Raw genomic sequence first — 16,498 nt, 5'->3', positions numbered from 1 at the left:
GGCAAAATTGGACAATGGCGTTCAGGAACTATATCTGCGTAAAATTAAGGCAGCAGGATTTTTTAAGACGATGACTGGCGAAGAAGCAATTGGTGCAATGGTTGAAGGCGAGGACACCTCGCTGCTGATCGTCGATGACGACAAGCCGTTCCTGACGCGGCTGGCCCGCGCCATGGAAACCAGGGGTTTCGTGGTCGAGACGGCCGAGAGCGTCGAGGAGGCGGTGGCCAAGGCGCGCGCCCATCCGCCGGCCTATGCGGTGGTCGACATGCGGCTTGGCGACGGCAACGGCCTCGACGTCGTCGCCGCCATTCGCGAGAAGCGCGACGATGCCCGCACGGTCATCCTCACCGGCTATGGCAACATCGCCACTGCGGTCACGGCGGTGAAGCTCGGCGCCATCGACTATTTGTCGAAACCCGCCGATGCCGACGATGTGTTTGCGGCGCTTACCCGCACCGCCGGCGAACGCGCCGCCCCGCCCGAAAACCCGATGTCGGCCGATCGCGTGCGCTGGGAACACATCCAGCGCGTCTACGAAATGTGCGACCGCAACGTCTCGGAGACGGCGCGCCGGCTCAACATGCATCGCCGCACGCTGCAGCGGATACTGGCCAAGCGCGCGCCGCGCTGAGGTTCACGCGGCGCAGGCCGCCAATTGCCGAACGTCAGCGCTGCCCCTCACCGGCCTGCCGGCATCCTCTCACCGTATAGAGACGGGGAGAGGGGCGCTCTCATCGCTGGCTTCGCCAATCGCCGGCGTTGCAGGAAACGACGGCTAGGCTGAAGCTGCCCCTTTCTCCCCGTCACTATACGGGAGTTGAGGAATGGTCCGCGAAGCGGACGAAAAGCCAACTGCTTGGCTTTTCGAATGACGAACGTCCGGCAGGACAATGAGGGGCGGCGCCAACGCTGAAAAGAGTTGCGCTTGCCCGGCCGCAAAGCTTTGCGCATCATCGCAAACAACGCCGACCGAGAATCCGGCAACGGAGAACACATGCGCGACGAGCGGCCACAATCCATCCTTCGCGAATTCCTCGATGGCGAGGCGGCGGGCGGCATCATCCTGATGGTGGCGGCCGCCCTTGCGTTGATCGTCGCCAATTCACCGCTGGCCGAAACCTATTTCGCCGCCCTCCACGCCTATCTCGGCCCGCTCAGCCTCTCGCACTGGATCAATGACGGGCTGATGGCAGTGTTCTTCCTGCTGGTCGGCCTCGAGATCAAGCGCGAGATGCTCGACGGCCAGCTCTCGACCTGGCCGCGCCGTGTGCTGCCGGGCGTCGCCGCCGCCGGCGGCATGCTGGTTCCGGCGCTGGTCTATGTCGCCATCAACCGAAACAATGCGGCCGCGCTCTCCGGCTGGGCGATCCCGACCGCCACCGACATCGCCTTTGCGCTCGGCGTGCTGTCGCTGCTCGGCAATCGCGTGCCGGCGTCGCTGAAAATCTTCCTCACCGCGCTCGCCATCATCGACGATCTCGGCGCTGTCATCATCATCGCCATCTTTTACACAAGCGGACTGTCGCTCGCCTATCTCGCCGCCGCCTTCGCCGTCATCGCCGTGCTCGTCGTGCTCAACCGCATGCGGGTGACGGCGCTGACGCCTTACCTCGTGCTCGGCGCCATCCTGTGGGTGCTGGTGCTGAAATCGGGTGTGCATGCGACGCTGGCCGGCGTCGCGCTGGCGCTCACCATCCCGCTCAAAGTGTCTCCCGGCAGCGGCCACGATCTCGACCATTCGCCGCTGCACCGGCTCGAACACGGTCTGCACAAGATCGTGCCTTTCATCGTCATTCCGATCTTCGGCTTTGCCAATGCCGGCGTGTCGCTGGCCGGCCTCAGCGCCGCCGCTTTGGCCGAACCGCTGACGCTCGGCGTCGCCGCCGGCCTCGTGGTGGGCAAGCTGGTCGGCGTCTTTGGCTCGTCGGCGCTGGCCATCCGGCTCGGCTTCGCCGACCTGCCGGTCAATGCCGGCTGGCTGCACATGATCGGCATTTCGCTGCTCTGCGGCATCGGCTTCACCATGAGCCTGTTCATCGGCCTGCTCGCCTTCGCCAATGACGTGGCGCTGCAGGACGCGGTCAAGGTCGGCATCCTGGCCGGCTCGCTGATTGCCGCACTGCTGGGTGCTGCCGTGCTGCTGACGGCGCCGGCCGCGGGTGAGGCTACTGACGAGGATTAAGGCCAGACAGGCGGCAGGGCGAAGGCCTTGAACAAGTCCTGGCCGAGCGGACCGACATAGACCGTCAGCAAGGCGATCCTGTCATCGGCAGCCTCGATGACATGCAGAGATTGGGCTCGCCACACGGGATCCTGGTGGCGGCGCGCGTAGACCGCAACCGCGGGCTGACCGTTGGCGCCGGTGGCGACCGCATGGTAGCCGGCGAAATTGCCCCAGACGGTCTCGAAGAAACCCCGGATAGCCTCACGTCCCCGGTACCAGTCCCGCCATGGAGGCATGTGATAGGTGGCATCCTCGCGCAGCAGCTCGATCAGGCCGTCGAGACTGGCGGCCTGCCAGGCCTGCATGTAACGCTCCAGCAGCTGGGCCTCTTGCCGGTTGGGCTGCGATCGCTGCAGCGGACGCCCCTGAGGATATCGCGCGCCAAGCGTCGCGCGCGCCCGCTGCAGGGCGCTGTTGATCGAAGCGGTCGACCCGCCCAGCAATTGAGCCGTCTCGACACCCGACCACCCAGCACGTCGCACAGCAAAAGGGCGGCCCGCTGCCTGGGCGGCAGAAGCTGGATCGCGGCGACGAAGGCCAGTTGCACGGCCTCGCGCGTTTCATAGCGCGTTTCCGGACCGGGCTCGCCGTCAACGAGGTCGGGCAGCTCCGCGTCCGGATAAGGCTCCAGCCAGGTGAGCTCGGCGGCGGGCCCGCCTGTGGCGCGCCCGCTGGAGGGGGATCGCTCGGGTTGCTGGAGAATGCGATGCGCCGTCGACCTCGCCTTGATGGCGTTGAGGCAGCTGTTGGTGGCGATCGTATAGAGCCAGCCGCGCACCGAACCTCGCCCATCGAATTGCGATCTGCCGCGCCATGCCCGCAGAAACGTATCCTGGACAAGGTCGTCCGCCTCGTGCAGCGAACCCATCATCCGGTAGCAATGGAGCTTGAGCTCGCGGCGGTGGGCTGCTGTCAGACGCTCGAAGGCCGGCCGATCGAGGATCGGTCGGCCCAGTGGCTCAAGAGGGCCAGGAGCGTCTGTCATATGGAGCCCGCGGTGCTGAAATCGCCTTGCATCCTGAGCGCCTCAGGCCGCTGCCGCAAGTCCGCTGCCGCTGACGGTGAAGGAGCTGCCTTCCGATTTGCCGGTGGCGAGCGCGACCACCGCGCGGCCGACATCGGCCGGCGTCTGCAAGTCGGTCATGCTCGCGAGGACGTCTGCAGGCTGGATGCCCAAATAAGCCGCAAAGCCATCGAGCCCGGCATCGCCTATCCCGGTCCCTGGCATGATGCGAGCCGGCGCAAGCGCCATAAAGCGCAGGTCCAGTCCAAGTCGATCCGATTCCTTTTGGCAATGACCGGCCAGGAACATCTGCATGCGTTTTGCGCCCGCATACCCGCCGGCGAACGGCGGTCCGCCGGTCAAGGCTGCGCCACTGGAGATCAGCACAACCCGGCTCCCCGGCTTGAGCGGAGTGTTGAGCGCGGCCTTGCAGAACAGGAATGCCGCCTTGACGTCAGTTTCCCAGTTTGCGGAGAAGACCTCCCAGCTTTGTTCCTGCAAAGGCGCGGAGGGGGCAAGGGCGCCGGCGCAGATCACCAGCACGTCCGGCGCAAGTGTGTCGAAAACCGCTTCGGGTGCGGTCTCCACCGTCGCGTCCACCGCAAGCGTCTTCACGTCTGGTCTTTCCCAGGAGAGCTCTTTCAGGGCCGCCGCGCCACGGGCAACGGCAAGCACTGTCGCGCCCTCGCCGAGTGCAGCCTCCACGATTGAGCGGCCGACACCCCGGCTGCCTCCGACGACGACGACATTTTGACCTAGTAACGATCGCATGGATCACCTCGCTTTCCGGTCACTGGACCATCCAGCGCCTATTGATCAGGACAGCGCAGGGGAGTGGAAATCATCGGTGCGGGATAAAATATCTTCGCGACTGTCGGCAGCGCCCGCGCAAAAAACCTTGACCGGGCGAAAATCGGCAGGCGACACGGCGACGGCGCGGCGCACATTTGCGCCCGGGCCTACTCGCTCTCCCCTTCCAGCGCCGGCACCGCCACGCCCGCAAGCTCCGCCGCCAGCAGCCGCGCAGCACCGGCGCGTGCAATCCGCAGCATCAGCGCCTTGCGCGTTGCCGCCGCCATGCGGTGCTCCCGCGCATCGCGCAGGATCTCGGCGCCGTAGCCGTCGGAGAGGATGAAGCCGCATTCCTCGGGGAAGATTTCGGATGGCACGCCGGGATGGGTGGCGAAGAAGAAGCGGTCGGAATGCAGCCGGTAGTCAGGCCATTTGCGGTCGACGCGAAAATCCTCGATCGACGATTTGATCTCGATGATCCAGATGTCGCCTTGCCGTGTCAGCGCCACCAGATCGGCGCGCCGGCCGGTGGCCAGCGACAGTTCAGGCAGAACATGCATGCCCATCTGCATCAACAGCCGCTGCACGCCACGCCGCACCAGCATGGCGCGTTCCGACTGGCGGCCATCGATCAGGGGATTGAGGGGAATCGGGGAAATAATCGGCATGGCGGCACCATGCCAGATTTTGTTCACGGTTTGAACCTGTTTTTGGAAGGCGATTGTATGGTTGACAAACCCAAGGTGAATAGGATTCCTCGACAGCCTGGCTGCAATTTGACTCGCAAATTTGTAGGCAAGGAGTACGCTTTCTCCCAGTGATGCGCGGGGGGCCGTGGTGATAGCTGTCGTCTCGGAACTGTGGCCTTATCCAGACCGGCGTGACGACTATATCGCGTTGGCAAAGGAGATACGCCCGCTACTTGAAGCTATTGACGGCTTCATATCGGCAGAGCGATTCGAGAGTTGCAGTGAGCCAGGAAAGTACCTGTCATTCTCACTTTGGCGCGACGAAGCCGCGCTGGCTCGCTGGCGCAATCTTGAAGAACATCGCGTGATTATGGCTAAGGGCCGTGGCGGTATACTCCGCGACTATCACATACGGGCGACCAGCGTCCTCTGGGATTATAGTTTAGAAAACCGAACAGAAGCACCTGCGGACTCTCGCACATTGTATGGCTAACGGGTTCGTGGCCTAATCCTTGGCCTCATTCCGCTTCCGCCGCACCAGTTCCTTTATCCGTCAAGCCGACTCTAGGGGCTACCAAGCCGTAGGGCAAAAGCCGGCGCAGTTCCCCAACGCCAAACTGCACCGGCCAAGCGAGCCAAGAAGCGCCGCTCTGAATTCAACTTACCGCACATGAGCAATCTCTCAAGCAAGACTGAGTGCCCAAGGTCGATGGGCACAAAGGTGCAAGGCACGCCCTGAGGGAATAGCCGGTACGGCCCGGGGCTATCGTTGGGGGTGCAGGCCGCACCGGCCACTGCGGGTTATGATTGGATCGTCCCTCCCGCACTGCCTAAGGTATTTCATATTAGCAATTGCGCAACTAAGCGTTTTGGAGCTACCCAGCCGTGGGGGAATGGCTACGGCTCTTGGGAGCGCTGGCGTCGAGCTGGTTCTTTTATCTGTTCGCTGGTGAGCTTCGGCGCCTTGGCTATCTTATTCACCGCGCCCTCAAACGCGGCGTCTGACTGATCGGTTTTCAGTTCGCGCGCCGCGCCTCGCATATCGCCAGTAAGGCAATTCGAGATGAATCGGCTTTCCGAAATGCGTCCGCTTCTTGGAGGGCGACTATATACTTCACAGACCCTACTCGATCACCACAGTGACTCAAACAGTGGTGCTCGCTGTGGTAGGCCAGCCAAGAGGGGACCGACGATGCTCCTGTGCAGCGCTTCGTCCTCGACAGGCCGGCAATCATTCGGAGCTTTCCCTATTAGTTAGCTAGGACTAATATGCTGACTTCTCCGGGTTGTGAGGGCCGCGTGCATGTCGGATCGAGATGCTTCAGCTCCCGCTACAATCGTGCCAACCACGATGCCGATCCCCATTTGCCTTGGCGTCGCCCCTGAAGGGCCTTGGGTGGAAGCATTCCAAACCGATGAGGATGTCCGCCAGTATTGGCGAGGTTATGCCCTTGGGGGCGCGGTGTGCGCCGTTTTGCTGATCATCGAGCTTCTGGCAATTCACCTGCTGCTCTGAACTGGCGTGCCTTCCACAAGGCGGGTCGTTGGCGTTAGGCTTGCAGTTCCGGCTTGGGGGAGGGGGACTATGTTTTCGCGAGGAGTCGTAGTTGATCTAGTCGTCACGGCTGCAGCGGGCATCGCTACTATCGTGTGCGTGCTCTTGTCTCAAAGGTACAAGTTCACGCCATCATTTCTTGTCCGCTTGTTTTTCTTGATTATGTTTGCGACGATCTTGCTGGAAATGCAGGTGGCAGTCGCTCTCGGGGTTTATGTTCCAACCCGTTAGTTTGCCGGTCCTGTCCCGTTTCCAGCGATGATTGCACATTGGTACGGGCTGGTTGATCAGAACGTTGATCCCAGCATCAGCGCCTCATTGGTTGGCCAACCAGGGGCGACTGCTTGATCCGAGCGCCTTCCGCGATCGCACCATATTTGATCTGGACGCAGTCTGGTACTGATCCGCAGCGGCCCTATGTCGTGTCAAACAACTTCCGTTCTTATCTATAAGACGGCAGGACTAAAGTCTTGCGCCGTGAACGCAAAGGTCTGATGTAACCGCTTTGGTTCCGTTATTGTCCATTGGACGTTCCGTATTTTAGCCAAACGAGATATTAGACCTTTAGCGAAGTTTTCGTCCGCGTCCGACGTCCAGTCTATTCCGGCGCCAGCCTTTCAAGCCGAGGCCGCCCTGTCTCCGGTCAGCGCCGATCCCGCAATGTCATCCAAAATCGGGCAGTCCGGCCGGTCATCGCCATGGCAGGCGTGGATCAGCTTCTGCAAGGTCGTGCGCATCGACTGCAGCTCGCGCACCTTCTCCTCGATGGCGCTGACATGGGCGGCGGCGATCTCGCGCACGTCGTGGCTGGCGCGGCTGCGGTCGCGGTAGAGGGCCATCAACTGGCGGCAATCCTCGATTGAAAAGCCCAGGTTGCGGGCGCGGCGCAGGAAGGCCAGCCGGTGGATGTCGTCGCTGGAATAATCGCGATAGCCATTGCCGGCGCGCGCCGGCGCGATCAGGCCGATCTCTTCATAGTAGCGGATGGTCTTGGCCGGCAGGCCGGACCGTGCTGCGGCATCGCCAACATTCATAGTGCTTCCTCGATGTGGTTCCCTGAATCTGGGCTATCCGATGGGACCGCCCATTGTTTTTCCTTCACAATCCCGTGACCCCTGTTGCCGAAATGCCATAGTTGACGGCTTACCGGCACGTAAGCTCTTGCATATAGGCATCGCACCCTTGGCAAGCAAAGCAAATGCCAGCATGAATGATTTCAGGAAAAGCGGCCGCGACGTGCCGCTCGATTCTGGGCGGGGCATCGGACCATTTCATGCGCATGAAGTCATTTGCAATCGTTGCTGCACTTGCGTTGTCGACCGCGATCTCGGGTTGCAGCACGATCGGCTCGCAGCTCTTCACCAACAACTACGGCGCGGTGAACGATGCAGGCTATCAGCTGCCGCGCATCCCGATCGAGAAGGTGCCGCTGAAGTACCACCGGCAGGAGGTGAACTACGACACCTCGGAAAAGCCGGGCACCATTGTCGTCGATACGCAGAACAAGTTTCTCTACTTCGTCGAAGGCGACGGCCGGGCGATCCGCTACGGCATCGGCGTCGGCCGCGAAGGTTTTGAATGGCACGGCACCGCCCACATCGCGCTGAAGCGCGAATGGCCGACCTGGACCCCGCCGCGGCAGATGATCCAGCGCCAGCCGGAACTGGCCAAGTTTGCCGGCGGCATGGAGCCGGGCCTGAAGAACCCGCTCGGCGCGCGCGCCATGTACCTGTTCAACAAGGGCGGCGACATGGGCTACCGCCTGCATGGCAGCCCGGAGTGGAATTCGATCGGCAAGGCGATGTCGTCGGGCTGCATCCGGCTGATGAACCAGGACATCATCGACCTCTACGACCGCACGTCGGTCGGCGCCAAGGTCATTGTGATGTGAGACATGATCCCGAACCGGAGGTCCGCGTAAGCGAAAAGTGGATACCGGTTTTCGGGAAAGATCATGGTCAACTAGAAGTTTTATGACGCGGACCGTCTAGGCAACAACGGACGTCCCAAACAGAAAACCGGGCAATTTGGCCCGGTTTTTTGTTTTTGGTCCGATGGGAAAAGTCTTTAAGAGACCTGCTCGACCTGCTGCACTTCCGGCACGAAGTGCCGGAGCAGGTTCTGGATGCCGTGCTTCAGCGTCGCGGTCGAAGACGGGCAACCGGCGCAGGCGCCCTTCATGTGCAGGAACACGGTGCCGTTCTCGAAGCCGCGGAAGGTGATGTCGCCGCCATCCTGGGCAACCGCCGGGCGCACCCTGGTATCGAGCAGTTCCTTGATGGTAATGACCAGTTCCTCGTCGGCCTTGTCGTAGAATTCGCCGGTCTGGCTGGTCTCGGCGGCGGGGCCGGCATTGACCATAACAGGCGCGCCCGACATGAAATGCTCCATGATGGCGCCGAGGATGGCCGGCTTCAGATGCTGCCAGTCGGGGCCGTCCTTGGTCACGGTGACGAAGTCATAGCCGAAGAACACGCCGGTGACGCCGGGGATCTCGAACAGCCGGCCGGCCAGCGGCGAGGCGCTCGCCGCACTGTCGGCGTCGCGGAAATCGGCGGTGCCTTCAACAAGCACTTCCTTGCCGGGCAGGAATTTCAGCGTTGCCGGGTTCGGCGTCGATTCGGTCTGGATGAACATGGCCGTCTCCGTGCCCCAGTCGGGCAACTAGTTTGGAATAGTTCTAAATAGGCTCAATCGGCTGGACATTCAAGCGAAACGCACCGCTCAAATGGCTGGCTGGCGGAATGTTTTTTCGAGCCTGGCGCCGACTGAGATGTGTTGAGATTCAGCTCAGGTCGAGTCGAAAATGGTGGATTTCGAGAACCGGAGCGGAGCGTACTTGAAGTACGTGAGCACCGGAAGCGCAGAAAGCCACCATTTGCAGGCCGGCATCACCCGAATATCAATACACCTTCAAGCGAGGCTGTCGATCTCCTCATCCGACAAATTCTGCGGCACTACTGTGACCGGAATGGGGAAGGCCGCGCCCTTGCCGGCGACAGCGCCGACCAGCGGTCCGGGCCCTTCCTTGCCGGCGCCTGCCGCCAGCACCAGGATAGCGATATCCTGGTCTTCCTCGATCAGTTTGTGGATCTCTTCGGTCGGCTTGCCTTCGCGCACCACCATTTCGGGCTCGATACCGAGCTTCTGGCGCACCTTGTTGGCATAGCCGTCGAGCGCTGCGCGCGCCGTGGCGTTGGCTTCCTCGCGCATGATCTTCTCGACGCCCAGCCAGTGCTGAAAATCGTCCGGTGTGATGATGTAGAGCAGCACCAGCGTACCACTGGTACTCTGCGCCCGCTTCGAAGCGTAGGCGACGGCGCGCTCGCACTCCGGCGTGTCGTCGATGATCGTCAGGAATTTCCTGCGATGGCCGGCTTCGCGACTGAGGCGTTTGGAGACCATGTCTATCTACTCGATGCTATTTCGGCCGCAATCTGCCACCACGGCAGACCGGCGGCAAGCCACCGGCCTTGTGTCAGTGTGGTGCAGTGCACTGTGACGGCTAGAGCATGATGCCGAAAAGTGTGAAGCGGTTTTCGGACGACATCCGGCTCGAGGCTCAGCCCTGCAGCAGTCCGATAATGTCGCGCACGGTCTTCATCGTGGTCTCGGCCAGCACGCCGGCGCGTTCGCCGCCGTCCCTCAGCACCGCATCGACATAGGCGCGGTCGCCCTCGATGCGGCGCATCTCGCCGGCGATCGGCGCCAGTTTTTCCACGGCAAGGTCAGCCAGTGCCGGCTTGAACACCGAAAACTGCTGGCCGCCGAATTCCTTCAGCACGTCGGCCTTCGACATTTCGGCCAGCCCGGCATAGATGCCGACCAGGTTTTCCGCTTCGGGTCGGCTTTCCAGTCCGTCGACCTCGCTCGGCAAGGCCTCCGGGTCGGTCTTGGCCTTGCGGATCTTCTTCGAGATGGTGTCGGCATCGTCGGTCAGGTTGATGCGCGACAGGTCGGACGGGTCCGACTTCGACATTTTCTTGGAGCCGTCGCGCAGGCTCATGATGCGCGCCGCCGGGCCGCCGATGACCGGTTCGGTGATCGGGAAAAAGCCGTTCACGGTCTCTTCGCCGACCTGCATCTCGACGCCGACGCCAAGGCTGGCGATGCGGCTCGAAAAGTCGTTGTTGAATTTTTGCGCGATGTCGCGGGTCAGCTCCAGATGCTGCTTCTGGTCCTCGCCCACCGGCACATGGGTGGCGCGATAGAGCAGGATGTCGGCCGCCATCAGCGAGGGATAGGCGAGCAGACCCAGCGAGGCATTCTCGCGGTCCTTGCCGGCCTTGTCCTTGAACTGCGTCATCTTGTTCATCCAGCCGATGCGCGCCACGCAGTTGAAGATCCAGGCAAGCTCGGCATGCTGCATCACCCGCGACTGGTTGAAGACGATGTGTTTCCTCGGGTCGATGCCGGAGGCGAGGAACGCGGCGGTGATCGAGCGGGTCTGGTCGGCGAGATCGTCATGGACGAGCTGTGCGGTCAGCGAATGCAGGTCGACGACGCAATAGATACAGTCGGATGTATCCTGCAGGGCGACGAATTTCTTGATGGCGCCGAGATAGTTGCCGAGATGCAGATTGCCGGTCGGCTGGACGCCGGAAAAGACGAGCTGTTTGAAGGCGGTCATGATGTCCTCATGGCTTGTGGAGGGCCGTTTCGCACGCGGCGAAAGTCTTGCGACGGCGCGCTTATGGACGAAGACGCAACTGCGATCAAGACGGCGCCATTGCCGGAACGAAGCTCTATTCGTCCAGATCGGCCTTTGGCGTCGGCGGTGCCGCCTTGCCCGATCCGCGTTTCACGTTGCGGCGGATCATGCCGAAATCGGCGCCGCCGGTGGCGAAAGCGGTGACGAAATAGAGCAGAGCCCCGCCGGCGACCAGCGCTAGCAGCGTCGTCGCCTTGATCACCAATGGCGAGCCGGGGCCGAGCCTGACGGCCAGCCAATGCTCGGCGAAATAGAGCACCACCGCCATGACCGCCGCCGACAGCACCAGGCGCGGGATGCGCTTCAGCAGTGGCACGTCGCGGCCCCAATGGCCGCGCCGAATCAAGACGGCAAGCAGCATCATCGCATTGACCCAACCTGCCACAGCCGATGCCACGGCAATGCCGGGCGCACCCATCCTCGGAAACAGCGTCAGCGCGGTCGCGACGTTCACGCCCACCGAAATGGCGGCGAAGATCATCGGCGTGCGCGTATCCTCGCGGGCGAAATAGCCGGGGGTGAAGGCCTTGATCAGCACGAAGGCCGGCAGGCCGAGGCCGAAGATCGCCAGGATCGCCGCCACCGTCGGTGTCGAGCCGTTGGCGGCAAAGGCACCGCGCTCATAGACCAGCCGCACGATCGGCTCGGACATCACCCACAGTGCCGCCGCTGCCGGCAAGGTCATGAACAGCGTAAACTCGACCGAGCGGTTCTGCAGATTGGCGGCCTCGACCAGATTGCCTGATTTCAGCGCCCGCGACAGTTCCGGCAACAGCACAATCGCCACCGCGACGCCGACGACGCCGAGCGGCAGCTGGTAGATGCGGTCGGCATAGGCGAGCGAGGACACTGCACTGTCCTGCGCCGACGCGATCGCCGTGCCGATCAGCTGGTTAATCTGGGTGATGCCACCGGTGATCGCCGCCGGCAGTGCCAGGATCAGCAGACGCTTGACGTTGGGCGTCAGCTTGGGCCGGCGAAAACCGAGCACGATGCCGGCATTGCGCACCGCCACCCAGACGATGGCGAGTTGCACGATGCCCGCCGCGAGCACGCCCCAGGACAGGCTGAAGCCGACGTCATGCGCATCCATGCCGTGGTACCAGGCGTAGCCGAGCACACTGATCAGGATGATGTTGAGGAAGGCGGGTGCGACGGCAGCCGCGAAATAGCGACGCAGCGAGTTCAGCATGCCGGCCATCATGGCCGCCAGCGACATGCAGATGAGATACGGGAACATGATCGTCGCGAGCAGGACGGTTGTCTCGAATTTGCCCGGCGTGTCGGCAAAGCCCGGCGCCACCAGATAGCGCACGATCAGCGGCATCGCCAGTTCCATGACGATGGTCAGCGCCAGCAGCGCCGTGAACAAGACGCCGAACACTTCCTCGGAAAAGCGCTTGGCGCCGTCGGTGCCGTGGGTCTCGATCTCCTTGGCAAACAGCGGGACGAAGGCGGCGTTGAAAGCGCCTTCGGCAAACAGCCGGCGGAACGTGTTGGGAAACTGGAAGGCGGCGTTGAAGGCGTCCGCCACCGGCCCGGTGCCGAGTGCGGCCGCCATCAGCATCTCGCGGCCAAAGCCGAGCGCGCGGCTCATCAGCGTGCCGGACGCAACCGTGGCGAATTTCTTGACGAGGCTCATGCGCGGGGAGATTGCCTAGGTGATTGGGACAAACCAGCTGATTGGGACAAAGTGATGGTCACTCGGCCGCCGCCTTGGCCTTGCCGCCGCGTTCCGGGGCGACGCCCTCGAGTGCGGCGATCAGCCTGGTGTGGATGGCGGCGCTGCGCGCCGGGCTGTCGATCTTCTGTCCTGTCAGGTCGGTGACATAGAAGGTGTCGATGACCTTCTCGCCGAAGGTGGTGATGTGGGCCGAGGCGATGTCGAGCGAGAGGTCGGACAACGCACTGGTGATCTCCGACAACAGGCCCGGCCGGTCCAGCCCCTCGACCTCGATCACCGAAAAACGGTTCGACAGCGTGTTGCGGATTTCGGCGCGTGGCGGGATTTTGAACACCTTGGCGCCGCGCCGCGGCTTGGTGCGCTTCTCGATCATCTCCGGCAGCCAGCTCTTGCCCGACAGCACGTCCTCGATCAGCCGGCCGACGCGCTCGGCGCGCCGCCGCTCGTCCTCGTCGCGGTCGAATTCCCTCGAGATCAGGATGATGTCCAGCGCGCGGCCGTCGGAGGTGGTGAAGATCTGTGCGTCGACGATGTTGCCGCCAGCGCCCGCACAGGCTCCGGCAATGACAGAGAGCAGGCGCGGATGGTCCTGCGCCAGCACGGTGATTTCGGTCACCGCCTCGAACTGGTGGGTCCTGACCACGGTTGCCAGCTTCTTGCCCGCCGCGTCGGCTTCGCGGATGAATTCGGCATGGCGCAGCTGATCGGCAAGATCGACGGTCAAGAGGTAATTCTCATAGTGCAGGCCGACATAGCGCTTGCGCGCCTTGTCCGGCCAGTCGGCCAGCGCCTCGGCCAGCCGTTCGCGAGATGCCGCCGTGCGCTTGGCGCGCGACACTTCCGAAAAACCGCCGGTCAGCAGCAGTTCGGTCTCGTAGTAGAGCGTGCGCAGGAGCTGGCCTTTCCAGCCGTTCCACACGCCCGGCCCGACACCCCTGATGTCGCAGACGGTGAGGATCAAAAGCAGCTTTAACCGTTCGACCGACTGCACGATCGCGGCGAAATCCTCGATCGTCTTGCGGTCGTTGAGGTCGCGCGTCTGCGCCGTCATCGACATCACGAGATGGTTCTCGACCAGCCAGGCGACGGTCTCTGTGTCGGCCGCCGACAGGCCCATATGCGGGCAGATGCGCCGCGCTATCCTTGCGCCGGCCTCGGAGTGATCCTCCGGCCGGCCCTTGGCGATGTCATGCAACAGCACGGCGACATAGAGTGCCTCGCGGCTTTTCTTCAGCCCCGGCATCAGCGTGTGCGACAGCGGATGCACCTTCTCGCCATCACCGCGCTCGATCTCGGCCAGCACGCCGATGCAGCGGATCAGGTGCTCGTCCACCGTATAGTGGTGGTACATCGAGAACTGCATCATGGCGACGATCTTGCCGAAATCGGGGATCAGCTTGCCGAGCAGGCCGGCCTCGTTCATGCGCCGCAGATTGAGCTCGGCGTTGCGGTCCGAGGTCAGGATGTCGAGGAACAGCCGGTTGGCCTCCTCGTCGCGCCGCAGCGACTTGTTGACCAGACCGAGCGAACGGGTGAGCAGCTTCAGCGCATCGGGGTGGAATTCCAGTCCGTGCTTGTCCGCGAACCAGAACAACCTGAGCAGATTGACCGGGTCGCGCTCGAACACTGTGTCGTCGGCGACGTTGATGCGGTGGTTGTCGACGATGAAATCGGACGTGCCGGCCAGCTTGCGCTTGCGGCGCTGGAAGGTGAGGAAGATGCGGTTGAAGCCCGGCACGTGCTTGGCTTGCTCTTCCTCAAGCGCGGCGCAGAAGATGCGGGTCAGATCGCCGACATCCTTGGCGACGAGAAAATAGTGCTTCATGAAGCGCTCGACCGCCGACAGGCCGGGATGGGTGGTGTAACCGAGACGCTCGGCGATTTCGCGCTGGATGTCGAAATGCAGCCGCTCCTCGGGCTTGCCGGTGAGGAAATGCATGTGGCAGCGCACCGCCCACAGAAAGTCCTCGGCCTTGAGGAACTCCCTGTATTCGGCCTCGGTGAAAACGGCCTTGTCGACCAACTCCTCGCCGGTGCGCACGCGATAGAAGTATTTCGCGATCCAGAACAGCGTCTGCAGATCGCGCAGGCCGCCCTTGCCGTCCTTGACGTTGGGCTCGACCAGATAGCGGCTTTCGCCGGCCTTGGCATGGCGCTCGTCGCGTTCGGCGAGCTTGGCCTGCACATATTCCGGCCCGGTGGTGCGGACCACTTCATGGTCGAAGCGGGTCAGCAATTCGTCAAAGAGCTTTTGCTCTCCCCACAGGAACCGGGCCTCCAGGATCGAGGTGCGGATGGTGATGTCGCTACGCGACAGCCTCAGGCACTCGTCGATGTTGCGCGTTGCGTGGCCGACCTTCAGTCCGAGGTCCCACAGCATATAGAGCATGTATTCGACGATCTGTTCGCCCCACGGCGTCTGCTTGTAGGGCAGCAGGAACAAGAGGTCGATGTCGGAACCCGGCGCCAGCGTGCCGCGGCCATAGCCGCCGACGGCGACGACGGCCATGCGTTCGGCAGTCGACGGGTTTTTCACCCGGTAGACGTGGGTCGCGGCGAACTCGTAGAGGGCACGGATGATCTCGTCCATGAGATGCGACAGCCGGGCAGCACAGGCCGCGCCGCTGCCATCGTCCATCAGCATGCGCTCGGCGATCTTGCGGCCCTCGGTCAGGCGTCCCTTCAACAGCTTGAGCGCGCCGACGCGCGCGCCGGACTCGGCGCCGTTGCCGGCCGAGGTCAGCGCCGTCATCTCGCGGCGCAGCGCCTCGCTATCGATCAGCTCATCGAGCTTGAGGGAGATTTTTGCCATAAGTTACCGTTTGGCCTCGCCTTTCGGCGGCGTCTATAGCGCGTTTTCACGATGCTGGGTATGGGGCGGACGGACGCGTCGGCCGCGATACTCGAACGGGATGATTTTCTCCCGCCGTAACCGGAAGAGATCGGTGATCTGCCTCGCTAGCCGCCTTATCTCGATCCCTACCTTGGCCGCAATCGGCTTGTGGCGTTTCTTGCCCATCCCGCTTGCGGCCCATTCCTCTTGGCGCTCCTGCTTGAGCAGGCTCGGCAATTGCACCGATCCGCCGCCAAGGAACTGAGCCTGCAGGCACAAAGCCGGCACAAGCTGATAAATGACGTCGCGGGACGAGGTCGCAAAACGCGGATTGAAGACGAGATGATCGACGGGGATAGCGATCTCATTCGTCGCCTCGATGAGGTCTCGTGCAGCCTGTCTCGACACGATGTACCCGGCCGTGCCGATGTGGACGGCGTGCAGCCTGCTCGCAGAAAAACCGTGGCCACAGGCAACCCCCTTGCGTGAAATCACGGTTCGATTGAAGAACGTTTCCAGCTTGACGATGTCGGCATCGGCGGGAATCCAGCCGGCACCGGCAAGCAATGGGCCAGCCTTGTCGGCGAAGACGATGTCGTCCTCGAAGATGGCGCCATAGGCGTCATCGCCTGCCGCGATCATCGACCAGCACTGTCGGTGGCTTAGCAGGCAAGCAATCTCGCCGTCGGCCATACGCAAATGCTTCTTGCGCTGCGGCATTTCGGCCAGATCCGGCCGGTCGCGCGCGTCGACGGCGGTGACCCGTTCAAAGGCAACGCCAATGCGGGCGAACTCGGCCGAGACATGGGCGAGGCGGTCGCGGGACCGATCGAGATTGATAACCAGGCATTTCATGTGGGTGGGTTCGATGCAGCGGATGCAGGTGGTCGCGTCCATAACATAGGAAAGAAATTGCGTAAGCGATTTTTCCCTCGATGCCGCGCGCTGGCGGCCATGATCGAAAAGTGAAAATCGCCCCTTGACCTTCCAGTCACTGGAAGCAC

General features: G+C 62.6%; 15 protein-coding genes. 4 read left to right on the top strand and 11 right to left on the bottom strand.

Annotated elements, in window-relative coordinates:
- The first annotated feature begins 70 nt into the window (after positions 1-70).
- Positions 71-634 (top strand): ActR/PrrA/RegA family redox response regulator transcription factor, encoded by a 564-nt coding sequence (locus tag FJV77_RS14965; RefSeq protein ID WP_023672848.1) that lies wholly within the window; start codon positions 71-73, stop codon positions 632-634.
- A 363-nt stretch (positions 635-997) separates the two neighbouring features.
- The gene (nhaA, locus tag FJV77_RS14960; protein WP_142867567.1) at positions 998-2,185 is read left to right on the top strand and encodes a Na+/H+ antiporter NhaA; all 1,188 of its coding nucleotides are present in this window, start codon (positions 998-1,000) and stop codon (positions 2,183-2,185) included.
- Here the strand turns inward: nhaA and FJV77_RS32920 are convergent.
- From FJV77_RS32920 to FJV77_RS14945, 4 genes are all read right to left on the bottom strand, one after another.
- Positions 2,182-2,532 (bottom strand): nuclear transport factor 2 family protein, encoded by a 351-nt coding sequence (locus tag FJV77_RS32920; protein WP_246691266.1) that lies wholly within the window; start codon positions 2,530-2,532, stop codon positions 2,182-2,184. The two genes, nhaA and FJV77_RS32920, sit on opposite strands and share 4 nt — an antisense overlap.
- Positions 2,496-3,098, bottom strand: coding sequence for a sigma-70 family RNA polymerase sigma factor (locus FJV77_RS32915; protein WP_246691265.1), 603 nt, complete (start codon positions 3,096-3,098; stop codon positions 2,496-2,498). The genes FJV77_RS32920 and FJV77_RS32915 overlap by 37 nt, the downstream gene beginning before the upstream one ends.
- Positions 3,099-3,254: 156 nt before the next feature.
- The gene (locus FJV77_RS14950; protein WP_142867566.1) at positions 3,255-4,001 is read right to left on the bottom strand and encodes an SDR family NAD(P)-dependent oxidoreductase; all 747 of its coding nucleotides are present in this window, start codon (positions 3,999-4,001) and stop codon (positions 3,255-3,257) included.
- Between the two features lie 188 nt (positions 4,002-4,189).
- Positions 4,190-4,690 (bottom strand): MmcB family DNA repair protein, encoded by a 501-nt coding sequence (locus FJV77_RS14945; RefSeq protein WP_142867565.1) that lies wholly within the window; start codon positions 4,688-4,690, stop codon positions 4,190-4,192.
- A gap of 169 nt (positions 4,691-4,859) precedes the next feature.
- On the opposite strand from FJV77_RS14945, the gene FJV77_RS14940 reads away from it, so the two are divergent.
- Positions 4,860-5,204 carry an antibiotic biosynthesis monooxygenase family protein gene (locus FJV77_RS14940; RefSeq protein ID WP_142867564.1) on the top strand — a complete coding sequence of 115 codons (345 nt, stop codon included), beginning with the start codon at positions 4,860-4,862 and terminating at the stop codon, positions 5,202-5,204.
- Between the two features lie 1,679 nt (positions 5,205-6,883).
- Here FJV77_RS14940 and cueR read toward each other — a convergent pair.
- Positions 6,884-7,300 (bottom strand): Cu(I)-responsive transcriptional regulator, encoded by a 417-nt coding sequence (cueR, locus tag FJV77_RS14935; RefSeq protein WP_142867563.1) that lies wholly within the window; start codon positions 7,298-7,300, stop codon positions 6,884-6,886.
- Positions 7,301-7,539: 239 nt separating this feature from the next.
- Between cueR and FJV77_RS14930 the strand changes: the two genes are divergently transcribed.
- On the top strand, positions 7,540-8,157 hold the full coding sequence (locus FJV77_RS14930; RefSeq protein ID WP_142867562.1) for a L,D-transpeptidase: 618 nt from the start codon (positions 7,540-7,542) through the stop codon (positions 8,155-8,157).
- A gap of 176 nt (positions 8,158-8,333) precedes the next feature.
- Here the strand turns inward: FJV77_RS14930 and FJV77_RS14925 are convergent, their stop codons facing one another.
- The 6 genes from FJV77_RS14925 to FJV77_RS14900 all read right to left on the bottom strand — a co-directional run bounded on the left by FJV77_RS14925 (position 8,334) and on the right by FJV77_RS14900 (position 16,349).
- Positions 8,334-8,903, bottom strand: coding sequence for a NifU family protein (locus FJV77_RS14925; RefSeq protein WP_142867561.1), 570 nt, complete (start codon positions 8,901-8,903; stop codon positions 8,334-8,336).
- A gap of 276 nt (positions 8,904-9,179) precedes the next feature.
- Positions 9,180-9,671, bottom strand: coding sequence for a universal stress protein (locus tag FJV77_RS14920; RefSeq protein ID WP_023672856.1), 492 nt, complete (start codon positions 9,669-9,671; stop codon positions 9,180-9,182).
- 157 nt (positions 9,672-9,828) lie between these two features.
- Complete coding sequence (trpS, locus tag FJV77_RS14915; protein WP_142867560.1) at positions 9,829-10,896, bottom strand: tryptophan--tRNA ligase; 1,068 nt, start codon at positions 10,894-10,896, stop codon at positions 9,829-9,831.
- Positions 10,897-11,011: 115 nt separating this feature from the next.
- Positions 11,012-12,619: a murein biosynthesis integral membrane protein MurJ gene (murJ, locus tag FJV77_RS14910; protein ID WP_142867559.1), complete on the bottom strand. Its 1,608-nt coding sequence runs from the start codon at positions 12,617-12,619 to the stop codon at positions 11,012-11,014.
- A gap of 58 nt (positions 12,620-12,677) precedes the next feature.
- A complete protein-coding gene (locus FJV77_RS14905) occupies positions 12,678-15,473 on the bottom strand; it encodes a [protein-PII] uridylyltransferase (protein WP_142867558.1) in 2,796 nt (931 codons plus the stop codon).
- A 33-nt stretch (positions 15,474-15,506) separates the two neighbouring features.
- Positions 15,507-16,349, bottom strand: coding sequence for a glycosyltransferase family 25 protein (locus FJV77_RS14900; RefSeq protein WP_142867557.1), 843 nt, complete (start codon positions 16,347-16,349; stop codon positions 15,507-15,509).
- Positions 16,350-16,498: the final 149 nt, after the last annotated feature.

The sequence above is a fragment of the Mesorhizobium sp. WSM4306 genome (genome assembly GCF_007003975.1).
GTDB lineage: Bacteria > Pseudomonadota > Alphaproteobacteria > Rhizobiales > Rhizobiaceae > Mesorhizobium.
Note: the sequence above shows the minus strand (reverse complement) of the source record. Positions and strands in the feature narration are given on the sequence as shown.